22 protein-coding genes are annotated in these 21,469 nt (G+C 42.9%); all 22 read left to right on the top strand.

Annotation, left to right across the window (positions count from 1 at the left end; genetic code table 11):
- Positions 1-9: 9 nt before the first annotated feature.
- The 22 genes from NOL38_RS08955 to NOL38_RS08850 all read left to right on the top strand — a co-directional run bounded on the left by NOL38_RS08955 (position 10) and on the right by NOL38_RS08850 (position 20,774).
- Positions 10-1,518 carry a phage portal protein gene (locus tag NOL38_RS08955; protein ID WP_277941955.1) on the top strand — a complete coding sequence of 503 codons (1,509 nt, stop codon included), beginning with the start codon at positions 10-12 and terminating at the stop codon, positions 1,516-1,518.
- Positions 1,499-2,860 carry a minor capsid protein gene (locus NOL38_RS08950; RefSeq protein WP_277941954.1) on the top strand — a complete coding sequence of 454 codons (1,362 nt, stop codon included), beginning with the start codon at positions 1,499-1,501 and terminating at the stop codon, positions 2,858-2,860. The genes NOL38_RS08955 and NOL38_RS08950 overlap by 20 nt, the downstream gene beginning before the upstream one ends.
- Positions 2,850-3,065, top strand: a complete 216-nt coding sequence (locus NOL38_RS08945) for a hypothetical protein (RefSeq protein WP_172094218.1) — start codon at positions 2,850-2,852, stop codon at positions 3,063-3,065. Before NOL38_RS08950 ends, NOL38_RS08945 begins: the two co-directional genes overlap by 11 nt.
- A gap of 270 nt (positions 3,066-3,335) precedes the next feature.
- The gene (locus tag NOL38_RS08940) at positions 3,336-3,500 is read left to right on the top strand and encodes a hypothetical protein (protein ID WP_277941953.1); all 165 of its coding nucleotides are present in this window, start codon (positions 3,336-3,338) and stop codon (positions 3,498-3,500) included.
- Between the two features lie 53 nt (positions 3,501-3,553).
- Complete coding sequence (locus NOL38_RS08935) at positions 3,554-3,814, top strand: hypothetical protein (RefSeq protein ID WP_024390516.1); 261 nt, start codon at positions 3,554-3,556, stop codon at positions 3,812-3,814.
- Between the two features lie 186 nt (positions 3,815-4,000).
- Entirely contained in the window at positions 4,001-4,576 is a 576-nt protein-coding gene (locus NOL38_RS08930) for a DUF4355 domain-containing protein (RefSeq protein ID WP_277941952.1), read from the top strand.
- A 1-nt stretch (position 4,577) separates the two neighbouring features.
- On the top strand, positions 4,578-5,462 hold the full coding sequence (locus NOL38_RS08925; protein WP_277941951.1) for a phage major capsid protein: 885 nt from the start codon (positions 4,578-4,580) through the stop codon (positions 5,460-5,462).
- A gap of 19 nt (positions 5,463-5,481) precedes the next feature.
- Positions 5,482-5,838 (top strand): phage head-tail connector protein, encoded by a 357-nt coding sequence (locus NOL38_RS08920; protein ID WP_277941950.1) that lies wholly within the window; start codon positions 5,482-5,484, stop codon positions 5,836-5,838.
- Positions 5,839-5,847: 9 nt separating this feature from the next.
- Positions 5,848-6,126 (top strand): hypothetical protein, encoded by a 279-nt coding sequence (locus tag NOL38_RS08915; RefSeq protein ID WP_277941949.1) that lies wholly within the window; start codon positions 5,848-5,850, stop codon positions 6,124-6,126.
- Entirely contained in the window at positions 6,123-6,467 is a 345-nt protein-coding gene (locus tag NOL38_RS08910) for an HK97-gp10 family putative phage morphogenesis protein (protein ID WP_277941948.1), read from the top strand. Before NOL38_RS08915 ends, NOL38_RS08910 begins: the two co-directional genes overlap by 4 nt.
- A 6-nt stretch (positions 6,468-6,473) precedes the next feature.
- Entirely contained in the window at positions 6,474-6,833 is a 360-nt protein-coding gene (locus tag NOL38_RS08905) for a hypothetical protein (protein ID WP_277941947.1), read from the top strand.
- A gap of 12 nt (positions 6,834-6,845) precedes the next feature.
- On the top strand, positions 6,846-7,448 hold the full coding sequence (locus NOL38_RS08900) for a phage major tail protein, TP901-1 family (protein WP_277941946.1): 603 nt from the start codon (positions 6,846-6,848) through the stop codon (positions 7,446-7,448).
- A 57-nt stretch (positions 7,449-7,505) separates the two neighbouring features.
- A complete protein-coding gene (locus NOL38_RS08895; RefSeq protein ID WP_277941945.1) occupies positions 7,506-7,985 on the top strand; it encodes a tail assembly chaperone in 480 nt (159 codons plus the stop codon).
- A 98-nt stretch (positions 7,986-8,083) separates the two neighbouring features.
- A complete protein-coding gene (locus NOL38_RS08890) occupies positions 8,084-8,293 on the top strand; it encodes a hypothetical protein (protein WP_277941944.1) in 210 nt (69 codons plus the stop codon).
- Positions 8,294-8,302: 9 nt separating this feature from the next.
- On the top strand, positions 8,303-12,667 hold the full coding sequence (locus NOL38_RS08885) for a phage tail tape measure protein (protein ID WP_277941943.1): 4,365 nt from the start codon (positions 8,303-8,305) through the stop codon (positions 12,665-12,667).
- A 12-nt stretch (positions 12,668-12,679) separates the two neighbouring features.
- Complete coding sequence (locus NOL38_RS08880; RefSeq protein ID WP_172094207.1) at positions 12,680-13,522, top strand: phage tail family protein; 843 nt, start codon at positions 12,680-12,682, stop codon at positions 13,520-13,522.
- 9 nt (positions 13,523-13,531) lie between these two features.
- A complete protein-coding gene (locus NOL38_RS08875) occupies positions 13,532-18,118 on the top strand; it encodes a gp58-like family protein (protein ID WP_277941942.1) in 4,587 nt (1,528 codons plus the stop codon).
- Between the two features lie 15 nt (positions 18,119-18,133).
- Complete coding sequence (locus tag NOL38_RS08870; RefSeq protein ID WP_277941941.1) at positions 18,134-18,337, top strand: hypothetical protein; 204 nt, start codon at positions 18,134-18,136, stop codon at positions 18,335-18,337.
- Positions 18,334-18,780, top strand: a complete 447-nt coding sequence (locus NOL38_RS08865; RefSeq protein WP_277941940.1) for a hypothetical protein — start codon at positions 18,334-18,336, stop codon at positions 18,778-18,780. Before NOL38_RS08870 ends, NOL38_RS08865 begins: the two co-directional genes overlap by 4 nt.
- Positions 18,781-18,892: 112 nt before the next feature.
- Positions 18,893-19,384: a phage holin family protein, TcdE/UtxA-related gene (locus NOL38_RS08860; protein WP_425244236.1), complete on the top strand. Its 492-nt coding sequence runs from the start codon at positions 18,893-18,895 to the stop codon at positions 19,382-19,384.
- Between the two features lie 108 nt (positions 19,385-19,492).
- A complete protein-coding gene (locus tag NOL38_RS08855) occupies positions 19,493-20,332 on the top strand; it encodes an N-acetylmuramoyl-L-alanine amidase (RefSeq protein WP_277941939.1) in 840 nt (279 codons plus the stop codon).
- Between the two features lie 64 nt (positions 20,333-20,396).
- Positions 20,397-20,774 (top strand): PBECR3 domain-containing polyvalent protein, encoded by a 378-nt coding sequence (locus NOL38_RS08850; protein ID WP_024394270.1) that lies wholly within the window; start codon positions 20,397-20,399, stop codon positions 20,772-20,774.
- The last annotated feature ends 695 nt before the right edge of the window (positions 20,775-21,469 follow it).

The raw sequence follows: 21,469 nt of genomic DNA, 5'->3' as shown, positions 1-21,469 counted from the left end.
AGGTGGGAAATGGAAGTAGACTTTTTGAAAGGCACTCGTTTCGTTCAGTTGGCTAATCAACAGATAATTATGCTGCAGGAAGATTTTGATGCAATTGAATGGGCATCACAAGAGTGGATTGAGCAACTACAACGGTACGTGTCAACCCACAGAACTAACCAGCTGCCTAGATTGCAGGAGCTCAAGCGGTACTATCTGGGAGATAACAACATCAATTACCGTCCAGCCAAGACCGATGAGTATGCTGCCGATAATCGTATCTCAAGCGATTTTGCGAAGTATATTACTACTTTTGAACAAGGCTATATGCTGGGACAACCAGTGGAGTACGAGAATGCGGATGTTGACCTGTTGGCTAAAATCAAGGAATTTAACGACCAGAACAACGAAGAGTACCATAATGTACTCATCAAGAAAGATTTATCAATCTACGGTCGTGCATACGAATTGATTATGCCTTACCGGCAGGATGATAAGTCGCAGGTCTTGGTAAAATTGTACAAATTTGATCCGGAGAAGACTTTTGTTATTTACGATGACGGATACGATAAGCAATCCCTCATGGCAGTTAATTACTACAACATTGATTATGGTATGGGTCATAAAAAATCCATTATCAAGGTCTATACGGCAGACGCAATCTACACTTATGTTGACGACAATCAACAAGTCGCAGGTATGACGTTGACCAACGAGGAGGCTCATTATTTGCAAGGTGTTCCTATCAATGAGTATAGCAACAATGAGGATAGGACAGGGGCTTTTGAAGCAGTCCTGGACAATATAGATGCTTATGACTTGTCACAGTCAGAATTGGCCAATTTCCAGCAAAACAGTAACGATGCGCTGCTGGTTATTATCGGCAATCCTCACACGGGGAGCGAGGAAGATTTTGACAAAGATGGAAATCTTAATCCTAACGGGGCCTTGGCAGTGACTAAAAGCTTTAAAGAAGCTCAAATCGTGTTACTCGACGACAATCCTAACCCGGACGGAGCCCAACCAAATGCTTTCTATTTGGTTAAAGAGTATGATTCGACAGGTGCAGAAGCTTACAAAAAACGCCTTGTCGCTGATATTCTTCGCTTTACATTCACACCAGACACCAACGATGACAACTTTGCTGGCACGCAATCTGGTGTGGCTATGAGGTACAAGCTCATGGGCTCGGAGAATTACCGAGGTATGTCAGAGAAGCTGTTCCGCAAGGGATTGATGAGACGACTACGGCTCGCAGTCAATGTCTGGGCAATCCGTGGGTCAGAAGCTACAAACTACGATGCGATTAACCAAACGAATATCGTATTCACTCCGAATCTACCTGCGAACGATAATGAGTTGATCGAGCAAATCAAGGCTTTATACGGCATTATCAGCGATGAGACTTTGTTCAGTTTGCTATCTTCATTCACTGGGGTAGATGCTGAAGAGGAGCTGAAGCGTTTGAAGGCCCAGGAGCCAGAAGTGGAGCCACAGCCACGGATTGTAGGTGAGAAAGATGACCAAGAATCACAATGATTATTGGCAGAAGCGGGTCGATGACATCTTCAAACATCAGGATATGACCGACGAGGCTTTTTTTAAGGAGTTATCTCGAATCTATTTAGAATCTTCTACGAGCTTACAGAAGGACTTGTTTGAGTTCTACGGTAAATATGCCGAGGATAGCAAAATAAGTTTGTCAGAGGCACGAGAGAGGCTTTCTCGTGTTGATTTGAGTGACTACCGTTCGAATGTCGAGAAATACCGGAAACAGGCCGAGAAGGACCCAGAGTTACTGCGTAGAATTAACGAGCAGTATATGTCATCCAGGGCGACTAGGATGGATGTGCTGAACATGGAAGTTGTCTATAAAATGGGTGTGCTACAGGGTGTTTTAGAGAAGTCGTTCGAAGGTTACCTACGTTCCTCGGCAGAGTACGCGTATCGTAAAGTTATAGGTGGTAGGTCCGGTAATATCAACGAACCAGCACTTAAGGAAATCGTTAAGACTCCGTTCAACGGATACAACTACTCCCAACAATTGTGGGGACACGTCGATAACTTGGCTAAAGACTTAAAAGATACTCTCAAGCGAGGTTTCGTTCGTGGGGAACATCCAAAGGTTCTTGCCAGAGATTTGAGCGCTCGGTACAAGGTTGCTAATCATCGAGCTGAAACGTTGATCAGGACCGACGGCACCTCAGTCATCAATAGAGCTACTGCTCGTCGCTATATAGATGCAGGTTTGGAATTTTATCGAATCTTAGTTCACATGGATAATCGTACAACTGAAATCTGCCGAACGCATTATGCAGAGGACAAGCGCTACAGGTTGGATGAGATGAAGGTCGGGGTTAACGCTCCGCCTTTTCATTTTAATTGTCGATCTGGGATTGTGCCTGATGAGGAGGAAATAAATGCGAGCAGTTTAATTGATTTGTCTCGCGATACTGAGAATACAGAACTCTATAGGATGTATCGAAACAAAGATGCAAATAAGAGAAGAACTGTAAACATCACAAGACAAAATAAACTGACGAAAGATTTTCGAAAACGGGGTGGGGTTATTTGGCAAGATGATGAATCTGAATCGTATTTGAAGAGTCGAAAAGCCTCTGCCATGAATCTCAATGCTGATACGATAGTTTTGCAAAAGAAAGCCACTGTTTCCGAAATATTAGAGGAGCTATTCCACGCAGAGCAATGGCGAGATGGAAGATTAGTTGACACTCCTATTTCGAAAATAAAAGCCGAGATTGAGGCTCAAAATTATTTACTTTCTGTCGAAAAGAGGTATAATATACCTAGAGTAGAAGTTGAACAAACAAAACGTAATCTGCAATATTGGAGAGAGGAGTTGAAAAAATATGAAAATTAATAATGTTACTCAAGCGCCGTTTGGTACTATTCTTTCATTATCAGATGCTCTTCCGGAAAATTCTGTGGGTCATTTTTTGACTGTAGACGGAAATACATTGCACAAAATAGAAGGAACTCCTAGTAATCTTTGGTCTGAAGTCCTTGTAGCTCGTACAACGGACATACATGTCGGCCAGGAAATAAACATTTTAAAAATAGCCTAAGCACCTAGAGAAAATCGGGTGCTTTTTTGTTGCAGAAAATAGGAGGGAGTATGTACCAACTAAGTAAAATAAAAAAATGGTTCGTCAAGACTTTCTTATGTGTTCATGATTTTTGGTTCAAAGATTTAGGGCATTATAAGATTGATTTTTATTATTGCAAAAAGTGTGGTAAGGTCACTAAAAGATTATAATTTCTGGAAAGGAGATGCCATGAATAAACGAATAAGAAAGAAGCGTGAACTTGAGGGCAAGGTCAAGTAACTTGAGATTATGCTTGATTATGCTATCCGTGAAGTAATCAGGCAAGACAAAGAGATTGAGGAGCTGAAACAGGTCAGCTCACGCAATGCACAGGCTACGAATTCGAGATTTGATTATCTTGAAAAGAAAGTGGCTGACAAGCTGTCCAAGAAGTCTTGGTTTAGTCGTAAATAAGGAGAAGTCGTAGTAATACGACTTTTTCTTTTGTCTAGAAGAAGGAGATAAGTGTGAAATACCGTAAAAAACCAGTAGTGATTGAAGCAATTCAATTTTTTGACAACCCAGAAACATTGGCTAATCTTTCTGAGTTGGGGTTAGACCCTGTTAATATTGATTACGAAATCCCATCAATGCCTGTACTTAAAATTCCCACTTTAGAAGGGATAATGACGGCGATTGAGGGCGATTTTATCATCAAGGGCGTGCAAGGCGAGTTTTATCCGTGCAAACCAGGTATCTTTGCCGAAACTTATGAAATCGCAGAATAGGAGGTGCCCACATCTTGACTGCAGGAAAGACTGCTATAAACAACTGTAAATTACCGTAAACCGTGTCGAATTCGATGCGGTTTTCTTTATGTCCAAACTTTGCTGATGACACTAAAAGCTGTACTGTCTCGCCGCCGGGCGTAAAACGAGATTATCGGGTGGCGGCGTAACCGCTGGAGGACAATTATGTCAGAAGAAATCAAAGAAGAAGTATCAACAGAAACCGAGCAAGTCGACGCACAGGAATCAGTTGATACCAAGCATGAGCGGACCTTTACGCGTTCGGACTTAAGCAAGATGATTGCTGCTGAGCGCGCCAAGTGGGAGGCCGAACAAGCCAAAGCTCTGGAAAATGCTAAGAGCGAGGGAGAACGTTTAGCTAAGCTATCAAAAGATGAGCGTGCAAAGGAAGAAGAGCAAAAACGACTAGATGCCATCGCAGAACGTGAACGTGCGATTGCTGAAAAGGAAATGCGAATCGCTACCTTGGAAATCCTACAAGACGAAGGTCTGCCGATAGAATTCTTAGATGTTGTTTTGGCTGATTCCGCGGATCAGGTAAAATCTAACATCTCAAACTTGCGGACAATCTTTGATGGAGAAGTTGAGAAGCGTGTGGATGCACGATTGACTCAACATAAGCCACGCCAAGGGAACACCCAGGGTGGATATACTAAAGCTGAAATTATGGCGATTTCAGACAAAGAAAAACGCCAGCAATTAATTGCTGAAAACAGACATCTATTTACAAGAGGAGGCTAAAATGGCTGAAACAAATTTGACTAAAATGAATGATCTTGGAGAAATCAAGACGATTGACTTTGTCGAGAAATTCTCCACAAATATTAAAGAATTGTTGCAACTTTTGGGTGTGACACGTATGCTGCCATTATCCAGCGACATGAAAATCCAGACTTACAAATGGGATGTAGTAGAAAAGACTGATGCAGTCGGAGAAGGCGAAGACATCCCGTTGTCTAAAGTTACTCGTAAGAAAGCGAAAGAATTTACTGTGGAATGGTTTAAGCGTCGTCGTGCAGTAAGTGCTGAAGCGATCGCTCGTCACGGTGCTTCCCGTGCTATTGATGAGGCGGATTTGAAGTTGATGCGCAACATCCAAAACGGTATCAAGAAGCAATTTGTGACTTTCTTGGGGGCAAATCCAACTCGCATCGAATCTACTAGCTTACAAAAAGCTCTTGCTGCATCTTGGGGCAAAGCTGCCACCTTTGAAGAATTCGACGGTGCACCGCTTGTCTCTCTGGTTAACCCGCTTGATGTAGCTGATTACCTGGGCGACACTAAAGTGCTAGCCGATGCTTCAAATACCTTTGGCATGACCTTGCTCAAGAACTTTTTGGGCACTGAAAACGTTATCGTATTAAACGCTATTCCACAAGGGAAAGTCTATACGACAGCAGTCGAAAACTTGGTGTGGGCATACTTAAATGTCAACTCATCAGATCTCGGAAATCTCTTTGCTGATTACTCTGACGAAACTGGTTTTATCGCAGCATCTCGTGATCGCCAATTGAAAAACTTGACTTTTGAGTCTGTATTCTTTGGCGCTAATACGCTCTTTGCTGAAATCCCAGAAGGTGTCGTAGAAGCTACTATTCAAGCAGCTGCATCAGGCGTAGGCGGGTAATTAACGACAGGAGGATTCAATGGACAAAGCAAAACTCAAGGGTGAAATAAAAGTCTACAAAGGGATTGCAAGCGCAGATATCACTCAAGATGAACTGATTGACTTGGCTATCGATGAGTCCATTGAACGCATCCTGGCTAAAATCAACGATTATAGCGAGACGGATATCCTAGACATTCCTAAAAGTTTGACTTTCGTGGTCCGCGATGTTGCTATTAAGCGATACAATCGCTTGAATAGCGAAGGGGCTAAGGCTGATAGCGAGGAAGGGCGGTCGTTTAATTGGGATGGCTATCTCGATGAGTACGATACAACCCTTCGTCGTGTTGCTCTCGGTCGTAGACAGACAGGTCGAGGCATTGCTAGATTTTTCTAGGAGGTCAATATGATTTATAGCGACCGTGTAGTTTTAATTCGAACAATAACCAAGGATGAATACTTGGGGCAAACGAAAGCCAAGGTTGAATCCAAGCCAATCCCTTGCATGAGAGGAACTTTGACTGATAAGGATTTTCTTGGGGTGTATGGGAAGTATACTCTCGAGGCTGTGAAATTGCATTTACAAGGCAATCACATGGACATCCATTCCGTTAAGTATAGAGGTAAAGAAAGGGCTATCGCAGGACTGAAGTATCACAAGAATAGCACGGTTATCTACATATGAGTGTAACCTATCGTGTTAAAGGTCTGAAACGGTATCTTAACCAAGTCCAACAGATGCCTAAGCGAGCCCAGCAAGCTGTTAACAGGGAGCTTAGCCGGTCAAGTTTGAGGGTTGAGTTGAGAGCCAAGGAATTGGCTCCATGGGATACCGGTTGGATGAGTTTGAGTATCTACAGTGCCCAGTATCGCTTTATGGTGTGGATGGTATCTTCACCGGTTGACTATTCAATCTATGTTGAACTGGGGACTCGTTATCAATCTGCCCAACCATTTCTCTTCCCAGCTCTCGAAGAAGAGTATCCAATCTTGATGAGGAATCTAAGTAGAATGTTTAGGAGGTAATGGAATTTGGAGTATCAAGCATCCACAGTATTTTTGAAAAGTATCCAAGATAAACTTTCGATTTTGAAGTTGCCAATTCACTTTGAGCTTCCATCTCCAGATATTCCCGAGCCATTCATTGTCATTGGGACGAATTCCTCGGATTCTGGCAAAACTGCTCAAACAGGGGCTCTTATCGAGGATATGACCGTGCAAATTGATTGTTTTTTGCCAGGGGATAGTAGGACCTATGCCGAGGAGATGCGTTCGAAAATCGTTCGTAGTCTTGGGAGAAACAAGCGTATCACAAGCAATGTATTGCAAGATAAGTCAATCGGACGGCTTGTCTATCATATCATTGTGAAAATAACAGAAACTATTTATTAAAGGAGGACTGTAATGTCTGAAGAAAAGAATAACATTGAAATCACGACTGCAAAGCCGATTACAGGAAATAAGATTTTTTACTTCATCCAATCGGTGGACGCAGAACTTGGCAGCGCTGCTATGTTGCCAGCCTATCGCACAGACGGAAGCACCACTCTTGGTGGTGAATATCTTGATGAGCAGACTCAACAAGGACGTCTGGTCGAAAAGTCAACGGATGAACACTCTGTGGACCTAACACAGTATTTTGCTCCTGCTGATCCGTCAATTGGCGTGGTAGAAGAAGCTTCGCGTACTGGTAAGAGCATTAAGGTATGGGAAGTAATTGTAGATGAATCAGTCAAGAAGAATGAAGGTGGCAAAGATTTGTACCCTGCTAAATTCGGATATGCCAAGGTGGCTGATTTTGAGCGAAATAACGCTGTTGGCGAATTCGTCGAAGTGAGCTGGACTGGTAATATCATCGGGTCGTTAAAAGACGGCTACTTCCCGCTTACCAAGGAAGAAATTGCGATGCTTAACAGCGTTTACGAATACCAAAATCCAGGAGAGACTACTGGTGATTATGACAATATCAAGAAGGCTCCGGCTAGCGCTCCGGGTGTAGGCGGGTAGTTTATTTGGTGACAAGGGTTGACTTAGGTCAGCCCTTTTATTTATTGGAGGGATAAAATGGAAATTAAAGTAAAATCAACTGTTGTGAATATTAAATTTGACTACTCATTGATGTTTAGCGTTGATAAAGAGTTGGCTACACGAAATAAGGAGACTGGTCAAAGCAATAACGATGGCGTTGGGGCTCTGTTTTTAAAAATTCTTAACAAGGAAGATTCTGGCATTGTGGATCTAATTAAAATTTCCATGCCTAAGTCTGCCAAGAATGTTGCAGAGAACGATATCATTGCAGCTATCGGCAATCACATCGAACATTTGGTCGTCGAAGAAGGAATGGAAATTGAGGCAGCATACGATTCTATCTTCAATGAAATCAAGCAAGAAATGGTTGATTCTGGTTTTTTCAAGAGCAAGATTTCGAAGTATTTGAAGAATTTGGAAAAGGCGCGTCGTTACTTCGAAACTCAGGAGGACTCAGAGATGCAGCTGGAAGAGTTCGACGAAATTATTGGTACGATGAAAAGCGCTCTGTCTTAACAGAGTGCGCCAGGCTTGGTCTTACTGACCTGGATACCATTTATTCTTGTAATAAGTGGGAATTAGATGCCCTGCTTGAAGGCTTGAATTATCGAAAATTGGATGAACAAGAGCATTTAGCAGAATTAGCATTGAATTTACGCTATACATTAAATGCTAAAAAAGTGTCTCCAAATAAGCTTTCAAAGAAAAAACAAAAAGAAAAAGTACGCAAAGCGTTCAATACTTCGATGCAAATAAAATCAAATAAGCCGACCGACATGTTGGTAAGAATCGAAAAATTAAACGCTCATTTTAGAAATAGATAGAGGTAAGAAATGGCTTTTGACGGAGCTATTAATGTCTATATCGGAGCAGATACAAAATCGTATGAGCAGGCCATGAATGAGATTGCTGCATCCACTCAAAAGGCTTTTCAAAAAGCTCAAGACTCAGCAGTCAACAGCTCGAATCGTTTGGTTCAAATGGTTGGACAGGTCATGGCTCAATTGGCCAATAATGGTCAATCTTTGGGTCAGCGTTTAGGTAATGCTTATTCGACCGGTTTGAATCTATCGCTCGGTGAAATTCAACGTATCGCTTCCAGGATAGGCGAAAAGATTCCTGAACCTATTAGAAACGGATTTAGCAAGCTGTCAACGGCATTGAATCCGTTTATAAGTAGCGTTCAAAATGCAAGTAGTAGAGTGATAGAGGCCCTTGGAAACAGGATTGTTTCACCAGTTACTAACGCTTGGGCTAATCTGTTTTCAAAATTAAATGCAAAGGCAGATTCTTTTAACAATTCGTTTGCCGGTAAATTAACCAATACTGTTGGGAAGTTGTCAACAAAGGTCAGCCAAGGGCTCGGCGCTGGTTTCCAAACTATGGGGAATAAAGCCGTCTCAGCCTTGACTGGTATTGTAAGTCATACGAATAGAGCTGCGAGTGCATCTACCAATTTAATTCAACAGGTTGCTGGTCTCTCTCTTGCATACGCCGCATTTAATGGCATCAAGACAGCGATAGGTGGTGCTATTACCAAATCAGCTGACTTTGAAGCGAAACTGAGTAGCATCAAGGCTGTGACTGGTTCTAGTGCCGAAACGATGGCGCAATTCAAGGATGCGGCAATTAAAGCTGGTGCTGAGACCGCATTTTCAGCGAGTGAAGCGGCAGATGCGATTGAAGAGTTATCCAAAGCAGGGGTGTCCACTAAGGATATCTTGGCAGGCGGATTAACAGGAGCTCTAAACCTAGCAACTGCTGGGGAACTTGATTTGAAGTCAGCAGCTGAAATTGCTTCGACTGCTTTGAATGCCTTTAAAAATGATAATTTGACGGTCGTAGATGCTGCAAACCAGTTAGCAGGTGCAGCGAACGCATCAGCGACAGATGTTGGCGAATTGAAGTACGGGCTTTCGATGGTATCCGCAGTAGCATCTGGACTTGGATTGTCATTTAATGATACAACAAATGCTTTGGCTGTGTTTGCTCAAAATGGGCTTAAAGGCTCGGATGCAGGTACGTCACTCAAGACGATGTTGATGAACTTGCAACCGCAGACTAAGAAAGCTCGGAATTTGATGTCAGATTTGGGTCTGATTACAGAAGACGGAGCAAACCAATTCTTTACCGCTGAAGGTAAGATTAAGTCATTTGCAGAAATTTCGGAGTTGTTGAATACAAAACTTGGACATTTGACTGACCAAGAGAAACAGTTAGCGCTTAAAACTATGTTCGGTACTGATGCTGTTCGTGCAGCAACCATTGCGATGAATGAAGGTGCCGATGGTGCTAAAAAGATGCAAGCCGAAATCAGTAAGGTAACTGCTGCAGATGTTGCAGCCGAGAAATTAAACAACTTTAAAGGAGCGATAGAAGGGCTTAGCGGGTCATTCGAAACGCTCCAAATCAAAGTTGGCAGTGCCGTTTTACCGATTTTCACCGTCTTTGTGAAAGCATTAGATCAATTTATTGACAAATTAAGTCAATCTCAAGCTATAGATAACTTTGTCAATATGATGGGTGCGATTCCTCCGGTATTAGATCATTTTTTGAACGGGACGAAGGTATCAAGCCAACAATTGGATGCTTTCAAGGCTAGCATTAGCAATGTTGCGCCAGCTATTGCTTTGTTGGTTGGCTCACTGGCTTTTGGTCCAGCTGTGGCAGGGTTACAAATGCTCACGGCAGGATTAGGCGGTGTAGCTGTCGGAGCTCTGAATTTTGGTGGATTGTTTTCTGGTGTTATATCTAGCGCATCGTCGGTTATCGGTTTACTCGCCGGCAAAATGACAGGCTTGCCAGCCACCTTTGGTAATGCTGCCAGCAAAGGACTGTCGGTTCTAGCTATGATGACGCAAGGTATGTCTAGTGTCGTAAGCATAGCACTTGCTTCTGTCGGTCCTGCAGCAATCCTTGGAATGGTATTGGTTGGACTAGGTCTTGTCTATAAAATGTTTGGAGACAAGATTGACGAAGTTTTAACAATGGTACAGACCAAGGGTCCTGAGGTCATCCAGCGATTTGTGGCAGGAATTACAAGCGAGATTCCCCAATTAATCACTTTAGGTTCCGAATTAATTGCAAAACTTGCCCAGACTTTTGCAGTCATGTTCCCTGTCATTGTACAGGCTGGAGTTGATATTATCAGCTCGCTAGTAAGCGGGGTTGGGCAAAATGCTGGGTCTCTCATTGGTTCGGCACTTACTGTTTTTACAAGTTTTGTTACAACTATTATCTCTGCCTTGCCTCAGTTGATAATTATCGGCCTTGATTTTCTAAACAATCTTGTTTTGGGAATTATCCAAAACATTCCTCAGATTCAAGAGTCGGCAACACAAATCATAACTCAGTTTACAAGTGGGATTCAAAATGATTTGCCGACAATTATCGCTAAGGGTGCTGAGATTCTAACCAATCTTGTAAATGGGGCGATACAATTATTACCTGTTGTGATAAGTTTAGCCGGGACAGTTATCACAACATTGATATCTGGATTTGTTCAAAGCTTGCCGACGTTGCTTGGCACTGGTGTGACTCTCATTGTCACATTTGTATCCGGACTGATTCAAAACCTTCCGATGATTGTTCAAACTGCAATGGAAATTGTTCAGTCGCTAATTGGCGGAATCATTCAAGCTTTGCCACAATTAATTGCTGCTGGAATCCAATTGATTGCACAATTGGTTGTGACATTGATTATGGGATTACCTCAAATTATCGAGGCTGGGGTTAAGTTAATCCTTGGTCTCGGGCAAGCCATGCTGGAAGCAATTCCTAACGCCCTGAGCGGTGTTTGGGAGGGTATCAAGACTGGATTTACTTCGGTTTGGGACCATTTGACAGGCAAGAGTTCGGAAACAACGTCCAAAGTTTCTGCCGATGCTCAAACAATGACCTCAAATGTGGCTGCTCAGACAAGTCAGATGAGCGCTAACACGAGCGTTGATATGACGAGTTTGCTTAATTCCATCAACCAGAACATGGGTCTTGCTAACTTACAGGCAACGAACCAAGCAACGTTGATGGCGACAGGTGTCAATGCCCAGACCGGTCAAATGAGCTCACAGGCAATTTTGGACTCGGTCGCTCTAGCAAACGGTGTTACCAGCCACATGACAACGGCATCTGCAACAGCTACGACAGAAGCTCAAAATATGGCTGCAGGAGTTAACTCGGCTGCATCATCCATGAACATCGACGCGGTCAACCAAGCTCTGAGTTTGTCAGCTGGTGTCAGTGCCAATATGACTACTGCCCAGGCGAATGCCAATAGTGCTGCCCAAGGCATGAACGCCAATGTGAGCGCGAATATGAGCAGTATGCAAGCAAGCGCAAGTACAGCGACCGCTGGGATGTCAAGTAACATTACAGCAGGGATGAACCAGGCGGCAGCTTCTGCAAATGCTTCCAGCTCACAGATTTCGACCAATATCACGAATAACTTCAACAAGGCCAAGTCAGCCGTTGATAGTTCGATGAAAGGTATCACCCAAACTGTCTCAAGCGGTCTGAACAAGTTGAACGCCGACGCGACATCGGCTGGCAATAAACTGACAACAGTGTTTACCAATAGCTTTAAGCGGGCTTCTGATGTGGCTAGAAATGGCATGAATGCCGTTCAAAACGCGGTATCCAATGGCATGAATCAGGCGGTCTCTGTCGCAAGCAATGCAGGCAGCCGCATGGTCTCTATCATGCAAAACACTGCTCATGGTATGCACTCTGCTGGATACTATGCAGGTATTGGTTTTGCGAACGGCCTTGCTAGTACCGCTGGAAGCATCTATGCTATCGCTAGCTCAATTGCTAACAATGTCGTCTCTACGATTCGTAGCGCTTTGAACATCCATTCGCCTTCCCGCGAGACGAAAGCACTTGGTGGATTTACTGGCGAAGGATTTGCAATCGGTATGGCCTCTTGGCTAGGCGAAATTGATGACTTGGGCAGACAGTATGCTCAGGCAGTAACAGATCAGAAATACGGTCTAGACAGCCATATCACTTCGACAGGCTCTGTGTCATCTAGTGGTATTTCTACCGCCATTGAGGCTTTGAGCAGCGAGGTGTTAAATAGCCAATTGGCTGAACGCAAAGTAGAGGTCCACAATGAAATTGTTGGCGATAAGATTTATACTACAGTGAAGGAGAAGGAGTCTAGGGAACAGAACAAGGACGACTACTTTGTTTTTACCTAGAGGGGAATCATTATGGATTTATTGATTAAAAAAGGTAATCAGTCGGTTAAGTTGTCTGATTATGGGATTTACAATATTGCAATAACTGAGTCCTCTCCTTCTTTGGAGCTGGACACTAGAAAAGTTCGAGGTCGGTCCGGTAAAATCTTAGCAGATGCAGTATTTTTGGATAAGACCATTAAAGTCACTGGTCGGATGACCTGTTCGACAATCGAAGAGATTGAGCAAAAAAAAGATGATTTGAATGCCTTGTTGATGGACGACGAGGCATTTTTTATCACCAAAATGGTGCCAACTAGGGATGAAATATATAGCTTTGAATTACCTGGTCAACGAGTAGGGGATTTAGAGCTGGCTGGAATCCCACACAAGCAATGGCGCTATGGATATGAGGTATTGTCTGAGGATGGACTATCTTACAATTTCTTAGGAAGGTCTAATGCTGGACTGAAATTTGATTTGACGGTCGCATTTGTCACGACAGGATTGCCGTTTGGGCGAACAAATCCTAAAGATGTGACAGTTGTAAATAAAGTTTTCGGCTACGAAGGCACTGCCAAATTGAGTCAATTAGATTGGCCATTTGAAGTCGAATTGGTATCAGCTGGAGGACAAGCGAGTTTTTATCTCGAAATTGACGGTCGCAGGTTTACGTTTGAGCAAGCATCCAATTTGGTACTTGGCGATAAGTTGAGATTGAAAGGTATCGAAACTACGCTAAATGGTACTAATGTCACTGCTAAAACGAATTATGAATATTTCGTAATCAAGCCAAGCGTTACCAAGATCACTCAGGTAACGACGAATTTCAACGGCACGATTAAATTGCTGAATTTTGTTGAATTATACAAATAAGGAGGTGCTATGCTTACATTTTTAGACCATACTGGCAACGAATTTGGGGTATTATCCACCTTCAAAACGACAGATGCTGTTAATGGCGAAAGGTCTATCACCGGAACAATCCATGGTCAACTTGGAGTTGAACGAGGCTGGAAATTACGGCATAAAGATGAGTATTATGCTGTAATATTTGCCAAACCCAAGAACGCTGGCAAGAAAGCTGAAGTCGAATTCGACGCAGTCCATCAGTTCTTCTGGGATTTTGATAAGTCGTCAGTATATACCGAAATGGATGGAAGTCACCAGTTTACGGAATATCTTGATTTTATCTTTAACGGAAGCGGTTATCGGTACAATCTTGAAGTTGAGGTCGGTAGCTTACGTAAACAGAATTTTGGTTTGAAAAAACGATTGGAATTATTCTATGATCTGGTCAAACATGCTGGCGTGGAATTCCAGGTGCGTGGTAGGGTTGTCAGAATTCTAGAGAAGACGGGTACTGACCTATCAACTGTCGTCCGTAGAAAATTGAATCTGCAAGATTTGACTATTGAAAAGAACATCGGTAACTTTGTCACCTACGTCAAAGGTCTCGGTGCGTGGAAAGATGAGCAAGATAAGACCAAGGGTAGGCTTGAAGTCGAATACATCTCACCGCTTGCCCTATCCTATGGCAGACTTGAAGCCGAACCGTATATCGATGAACGATTTACGAATGCCGATAATTTCAAACAGGTTTTGAAGAAACGTGTAGAAGATAGCTATACAATCTCTGTCCAATTGACGATGGAAGATTTGAACAAGGCTGGCTATCGGTACACCCAACCTACCGCTGGTGATTACATCACAGTCATTGATGAAGACAACAAGTTTAAAGAAAAAGTCAGAATCGTATCATTTGAGACAGAGTATGATGTTAAAGGCCAGGTTGTAGACCATAAAGTGACCTGTAACGACATCGGCTCTGTGAAGAAGCAGGTCGCTGGATATAACGTTTTGAAAAACAACGTAGCCAATGTCTCAAAAGATACCGAAAGTGCCTTAAAAGTTGCAAATAGGGCATTGGTGTCAGCCGACGGTAAATCAACCGTGTACTTTGGTACAGAATTTCCACAGGATGTGCCGAAAGGGACTTTAACCAAGGGAGATACCCTGTATCTCACAGTTGGCGATACGACCAAGATGTATTACTGGAATGGTGCAGAGTGGATTGAACCTCCAGTCGTCAACGATGTCGAGAGATTTAAACGCGACTTAGCCGAAGAAATCGCCCAAGTCAACACAACCATGCAAGCACAATCCGAGGAACACGACAGACAGGTCGCAGATATATTGTCCAAGACTCAATTTGTCGAATCACTTGCCAACCAGGCAAAATCAGACGCAACTAATGCTCTCGCAAGCGCAGCACAGCTCAAAGCTGACGCTGTAAGCGAGGCACAGAGGCTAGTCAATACGCTCAAAACTGAGACTGTAGCAAGCAGCAATCGATTAAAACAACAGATTGATACAATCGGGAATCAATTAAGTAGTCAACAAGCCGAGCTATTGCAAGCTACTCAGACTGTACGTGGATTGGATACACAGGTCAAATCTGTCGCGAATCAGCTTGGTACACAGCAGACAACCATCACGCAGTTGGTTAACGATGGCAATGCACGAGGGCAAAAGATAGCTGATTTTGAGACCTCTCTGGATGGTGTGACGACCAAGTTGCAAAATTTGTGGAACGGCAGTCGAAATCTGTTGAGTAACACAGAGCTGTTGACAGGCTACGAAGGTGTGTTGCCTTATCCTAAAAATCATTACCTTAATAAGGCCATATTTAGATGGACGCATAGAGCAACAGATACAGTATTTCAAGAGGGATTGGTCATGCAGGTCAACGATACGCTGGTCAATCCTAAAGAGATGATTTTATCGTTTTATGCAGTAGCGAACAGGTCAACAACTATACGTTGCTACATGTTTAATCCAAACGGTCGTAAAGCGGTTGAGACATCAACGGGCTATACCGCGACAAATGTCGATGGATATGCCGAGGTCACAATTAGCACTGCTTGGAAACGATATTGGGTCCGCTATACTTATCAAGTCGGTTACGTAGCTAAGCCATACGTTATCATTGGCAGGTCTCCTGACTCAGTAACGGCAGACTCGACAGTCTCTATCGTAGCTCCTGCGCTCTATCACGGTCACTACAACCGCGACTGGCAACCGTCCGATGTGGACATAACAAGCGATTTTGCAACGTATAAGCAGACGATAGACCAAAACCTAGCTCAGCTAGGCTCGGATATCCGGACGGCTAACGGCTCTGTTACGTCTTTGAGGACAGAGTACAATCAAACTAAGGCTGAGATTGCCTTGTTGGCAAGTAAGTCTGATTTTGACGCTTTAACGCAAAAGACACAAAGTCTAGAGGCTTCGCTCAAAGTGCAAGCAGGTAAGATTGATTTGAAAGCTGAGAAGACTTTGATTGACACAATCAATCAGCAAATCTCATCCACTCAAGCTGAACTAACAGTTGTTAACGATGCCATCGCACAACGTGTCACTAAGACGGACTTTAATGCTGTAAAGCGTACGGCAGAGGCTAATGCGACGGCTATCACGCAAGTAAACAATGCAATAGAACTAAGAGCTGAAAAAACGTATGTCGAGGGCGTCAAATCAACTGCAGATAACGCATTGGCAAAAGCTAATGCAAACGCGAATACCATCACACAGACCAAAGCTGAGTTAAAGATTGCAAACGATGCTATCGAGACTAAAGCGACTAAGGTTGACTTAAACAACCTGACAGGTCGAATGAGCAATGCGGAAACGACCATCCGTACGCAAGCAGGGTTGATAGAGCAACGTTTAACAAGTACTCAGGTTGAATCAGCCATTAACTCAAAAGGTTATCAAACGGCATCGCAAGTAAATACCGCAATTACTGGTAAAGGTTATCAAACCAAGAGTGATGTCGATAACAACATCACAGGTCGTGGGTATATCACGAGTAGCGCATTACAACCGTATGCTTTGGCTACGACAGTCCAAACCCTCGTCAGAGAGACTGCAGATAGCTTTAGTCGGACGATAAGTGAGACTAAAGCGCTGATTCCGACGGAAATCGAAAGACAAAATCTGTATAGTGTATCAAAATCTAGTCCTGGTTATCTACAAGCAAATGGTAGCACGTCGTTAGGTAATCAAAACGTCGCAAATAAGGAATACACATCAGATTATATCGAAGTCACAAACGGACAGAAATATACTTTTCAGCTCTGGGTCACAGTACCGACTATGAATTATTTATGGCGTGCATATCAATTTTACGATGCCAACAAGCAACTTTTGGGTAGTCGTCCGACGTGGAATGAACAGAAAGATGGATATCAAGTCGCGCAACATCTAATCACAGTACCATCTAACGCAAAGTATCTTAGAGTATCGGCACGTCTTTATAATGACGGAAAAATAAAGGTTGAAAAGAACGATTTTTACAATGATTGGACTCTTGCCCCCGAAGATACAGCATCTGTCACAGCCTTGCACGATGTCAAAGATACGGTATCAAGTCACACACGTACCATCGGTGCAGTCGGCACAACTGGCAGTATTTTAGACAACGTCAGCAAGGTTACTCAGACTGCAGCAGGTCTGGTCCAAGAGGTGTCTGGCACTAACGGACTCAAGACACAAGTCAGTCAGCTCAAAAATTCTTGGGCAGTAAAGATTTCAGGTCCAGAAGGCTTGAAGACTGCTATTAATGCAAGCGAGGACGGTGTTCGGTTACTTGGGAAAAATATCCGCTTGGATGGAAATACTTTGATTGATAATGGCGTTATCAAAGAAGCTATGATTGGCGATTTAAGTGCTGGCAAGATTACATCAGGGACATTGGACGCTGCACGTATCAAAGCTAATTCCATCGACGGCAGTAAGATTGCGTTCGACCAAGCATTTTTTAACGGCTTGACTGCAAATGAGGCTTACCTTAAGCAGTTATTTGCTAAAAATGCATTCATCACGCAGGTGCAGGCCGTCGCATTGTCGGCGAGCCAAATTTCTAGCGGGGTCATTAAAGCAACAAATGGGGCGATGCTGATCGATTTGGATAACGCCCTTACCGAATACAAGGAACGGGCGACGATTAGGTTCCATTCTGCCGGCAATGTCCTCTATCGGGAGAAAAAACATCCTCGTGGTCACAACACTATTGGGGCTTTGATGTTCAAGGACAGTAACGGAGGCGGTGTTATGACCGCTGTGGGGAACACTTCTCACCAAACAATTGATACCATGAGAAATAATTATGGCGAGGGAGGTCTGACTGGTAGCTTTGCTGGTATTCGTGTTGTTCGTGATGATGCAGATACGAACCGCGATAGGGTCGATATTATTGCCGACAGGATTATAATGGCGCATTCAACTGATTTCCGTGCCTCGAATAATAGCGGTTTCTATTTTTACCCCACTGCAGTTAACGGCTGGTGGAACATCGGTAGAGTTTTGCAGGTCATCAGCGATAAGTTTAGAGACCACGGTTGGGGCGAAATCGGAAATATTTACAATTTAAATCATTCGGCAGAGACAAATCCAACGCAATACACCTAATTAAAAGGAGAAATTATGAACCAAGACCAAATCACACAAGCTCTACGCTTGGCTAATAACGACCTCGTGACAAAACTGTCAGAGGAAATGACGACGAAGAATCTGTTAGCTGTACAGCTGACAGAAGCACAGCAGATAATCGCTAATCTACAAGCGGAAGTTGCTGGCTTGACTCAGCAACTGGACGAAATCACTAAACTAGAGGAGGTATCCGAATGAGAGCTTGGAAAGTGGTAGGAAAGTATCCGTTTTACTCAAACGGAGAAATCACACACACAGAAATTGCTATTGCGTCTACAACAGGAAGTTACGCTACCTATACCGAGAAAGTAGTCGGCAACCACATGGACAAGCCAGAAAGCGAGCTAGTCGAGTTGGCTCGTGAGGCTCACTTTAAGTCTGAGTACGCTGACCGTGCCATGGCTGAGAGCGTGCAGAAGATTGACGAATTAGAAGTAGCTGTTAAGAAATTGGACGAGATTGATTGGGATGCTAACGTCACTACAGATCAGCTGGACAAGTATTTAACGCAGGTCAAGGAAGAACTATCTCTGGAAGATGAGAGTATCCGTCAAGAGATTGTCAAAGTTCTTAGTCGTTTAACAGCGCTTGAGCAAGGTAGCGACAATCCTACCGATAACACAGATACAGAAACGGAGTAATCAAATGATGGTAATGTTTATAGCAATGAATATTGCAGATGAGAACGTGGTGAACTATATTTCGAAAGGAGAGTAGTGAATGCCTCTTTCAATCCAACCGCATCCTTCAGGGATGTTTGATTTTCTACGCGAGCTTATTGCAACAGAGGACGGTCTTGTCCTCTTTTTGCTTAGCTTAATTGTGGTCATGGAAATCGTTGATTTTCTGTCAGGTACCTTTGCTGCTATGATTAATCCTGGCATTGAGTACAAGTCAAAAATTGGCATCAATGGTCTTATCCGTAAAATGATGGGCATTATCTTGCTGACAGTCTTAATTCCAATGTCGGTGCTTTTGCCTGAGCAAACGGGTGTGGCATTTCTTTACACAATTTACGTTGGGTATCTAATCTTGACTTTTAAAAGCCTGGTAGAAAACTACGGTAAAGCAAAAGGGGATACAAGTATATTTGCTAATGTGATTGTTGCGCTTGAAAAATTAGTTAGAAGCGAACCTAAAACCCTTGATGCCAACAAAATTTCTACTGGGACTATCCAGCCTGAAAAAATGAAAGCAGATTTGGGCGAGGGGAATATTGCATTTAATTTTGAAAAGGAGGACTAATCATGCAATTTGACGAAGTAATCGAGTTCAACGACGAACTCTATCAAAATAATATCGCTGACCACGAATTTCCGAAAACGGATGATTTAGATGGTAAAGGAGGAGAATATGAGTAATCTAGGTCTTAAAATGATTCAAATGCCTGTACCTGCTGCTAAGTATGGCATTAAGCGTCCGAACGCTATGGTCCCTCAATGGTTGACTATCCACAACACCGCAAACAATGCGTCTGCGCTGGCTGAAATCAGCTATATGAATGGCAACTGGAACGAAGTATCTTATCATTGGGCGGTGGATGATGAGCAGGCCATCCAAGCCATTCCGCACAATCGTAATGCCTGGCATTGTGGAGACGGTACCAATGGTACAGGCAATCGTAAATCAATCGGCATTGAGATTTGTTATAGTCTGACCCCTGGACATCCTAAATATGCGAAAGCTGAGGATAACGGAGCTAAATTAGCAGCGATTATTTTGCATCAGATGGGTTGGGGCGTTGACCGCATCCGCAAGCATCAAGATTGGTCTGGCAAATATTGCCCGCACCGCATCTTGGATAATGGCAACTGGGACGGTTTTAAAGGTAAAGTACAGGCTTATCTATTGCAATTGCAAGGCAAAGCAGTAGTAGCACCACAGCCAGCGCCTAAAGTAGCAACTGCTCAACCTAGAACAGCTAGTGTTAAAACTGGTGCTCGTGAATATGCGGAAACGGGTGTGTTTACTGCCACAGAAGACATCTATTTCCGCAATGAGCCGAACTTAAACGGTCGTACACAAGGCATGTACTATAAAGGAGAGTCAGTGACTTATGACCGTGTCCGTGTTGATTATTACGGCTTCGTATGGATTAGTTGGATTTCTGCAAGCACAGGTATTCGTCGTTGGATGCCGATTAAAGTTCGTAAAAACGGCCAGACCGTGGAAACGTGGGGCCGTGTAGAATAGATTTTCAGCCCAGTGTTTGTTGGGGATTATGATTTGCGAAAAGGAATGTGGTATAATAAAAATCATGAAATACAATGTAAAAATCAGTCAAAAAATCAAGGAAATAGTAGGGTTAGAAACTTCTGCAACCGATATCCTGATCCACGAAGAAAATCTTGAAAAACATATGTTAAAAAGTAGACATCGAAAGATGATCAAATATATCCCAGATGTTGCTACTATTTTGGATTCGCCGGATTTTGTTGGTCAAAATAAGAATGTGAAGACAGAGAGTTTTGAAGTTATCAAAGTCCTTGCAGATAATGTTCTGGTCGCTGTCAAACTAGATAAGAAAAACGACTATTTCTTTGTGGCTTCGGTTTACGACATCACAGATTCCAAATTAAATCACATGAAGAGAAACGGTCGCATCAAAGCATTTGACAAAATAGAAGATAAGTAGTAAACTAAATACAATGAATGATAACGAGGTCAGAAAGGCTCCTGACGCACTCGAGAGAGTACCTGAGATGTTGGATACGCCGCCCAACCGCTATCATTGTATTTCAAAAACCCCTCAGCAATCGCTGGGGGCTTTTTTGTTGTCGACACAAATGTCGGTAGCAACATACCATCTAGGGGCTTTTTTCGTTCCCAAGATAGTCTCAAGATAAACTCAAGATAAAACGGAACCGCACATCAATTCGCACACGGAATTTACTTGGAAAATAGGCAAACGCAGTCGTTTCAACGGTTTGCGTGATTTTGATTCGCACATGGAAAATAAACATATCATGTGATTATTGGCAAAATGGAGATTCTGTCAATAATGGTTGCGATATTTGATTTCTATTTTGACAAAACGGGCAAAATGACAAAATAGCAAAAACCCTCAGCGATTTGCTGGGGGCTTTGTGATTTTTTTCTAAAGTGGTATAATGATAGTGAAATTTAGGTACTCAAAAAAAGCGGAAAAATTTTGCCCCTGGAACAAATTATGGATGTAAGGGGCAAAAAAGGGGCATAAGTTCAAAACTTACCAATTCTCATGAGTGAAATAAATTTAGTTTTACTACTTATAAAGGCTTATATTGACAAGATTTTTACTATTATATATCATTGAAATATTTCGTTCATTTAAGGATGCGGTAAAATAAT

It is taken from the genome of Streptococcus suis, from assembly GCF_029616525.1.
Taxonomy (GTDB): Bacteria; Bacillota; Bacilli; order Lactobacillales; family Streptococcaceae; genus Streptococcus; species Streptococcus suis_AF.
This window is presented reverse-complemented; position numbering and strand designations above follow the sequence as displayed.

Coding starts and splice junctions, on each gene's coding strand:
- NOL38_RS08930 (WP_277941952.1), top strand. CDS start 4,001: ATGTCAGAAGAAATCAAAGAAGAAGTATCAACAGAAACCGAGCAAGTC.
- NOL38_RS08955 (WP_277941955.1), top strand. CDS start 10: ATGGAAGTAGACTTTTTGAAAGGCACTCGTTTCGTTCAGTTGGCTAAT.
- NOL38_RS08950 (WP_277941954.1), top strand. CDS start 1,499: ATGACCAAGAATCACAATGATTATTGGCAGAAGCGGGTCGATGACATC.
- NOL38_RS08945 (WP_172094218.1), top strand. CDS start 2,850: ATGAAAATTAATAATGTTACTCAAGCGCCGTTTGGTACTATTCTTTCA.
- NOL38_RS08875 (WP_277941942.1), top strand. CDS start 13,532: ATGCTTACATTTTTAGACCATACTGGCAACGAATTTGGGGTATTATCC.
- NOL38_RS08850 (WP_024394270.1), top strand. CDS start 20,397: ATGAAATACAATGTAAAAATCAGTCAAAAAATCAAGGAAATAGTAGGG.
- NOL38_RS08880 (WP_172094207.1), top strand. CDS start 12,680: ATGGATTTATTGATTAAAAAAGGTAATCAGTCGGTTAAGTTGTCTGAT.
- NOL38_RS08865 (WP_277941940.1), top strand. CDS start 18,334: ATGAGAGCTTGGAAAGTGGTAGGAAAGTATCCGTTTTACTCAAACGGA.
- NOL38_RS08940 (WP_277941953.1), top strand. CDS start 3,336: ATGCTTGATTATGCTATCCGTGAAGTAATCAGGCAAGACAAAGAGATT.
- NOL38_RS08920 (WP_277941950.1), top strand. CDS start 5,482: ATGGACAAAGCAAAACTCAAGGGTGAAATAAAAGTCTACAAAGGGATT.
- NOL38_RS08895 (WP_277941945.1), top strand. CDS start 7,506: ATGGAAATTAAAGTAAAATCAACTGTTGTGAATATTAAATTTGACTAC.
- NOL38_RS08900 (WP_277941946.1), top strand. CDS start 6,846: ATGTCTGAAGAAAAGAATAACATTGAAATCACGACTGCAAAGCCGATT.
- NOL38_RS08870 (WP_277941941.1), top strand. CDS start 18,134: ATGAACCAAGACCAAATCACACAAGCTCTACGCTTGGCTAATAACGAC.
- NOL38_RS08855 (WP_277941939.1), top strand. CDS start 19,493: ATGAGTAATCTAGGTCTTAAAATGATTCAAATGCCTGTACCTGCTGCT.
- NOL38_RS08925 (WP_277941951.1), top strand. CDS start 4,578: ATGGCTGAAACAAATTTGACTAAAATGAATGATCTTGGAGAAATCAAG.
- NOL38_RS08860 (WP_425244236.1), top strand. CDS start 18,893: ATGTTTGATTTTCTACGCGAGCTTATTGCAACAGAGGACGGTCTTGTC.
- NOL38_RS08910 (WP_277941948.1), top strand. CDS start 6,123: ATGAGTGTAACCTATCGTGTTAAAGGTCTGAAACGGTATCTTAACCAA.
- NOL38_RS08885 (WP_277941943.1), top strand. CDS start 8,303: ATGGCTTTTGACGGAGCTATTAATGTCTATATCGGAGCAGATACAAAA.
- NOL38_RS08915 (WP_277941949.1), top strand. CDS start 5,848: ATGATTTATAGCGACCGTGTAGTTTTAATTCGAACAATAACCAAGGAT.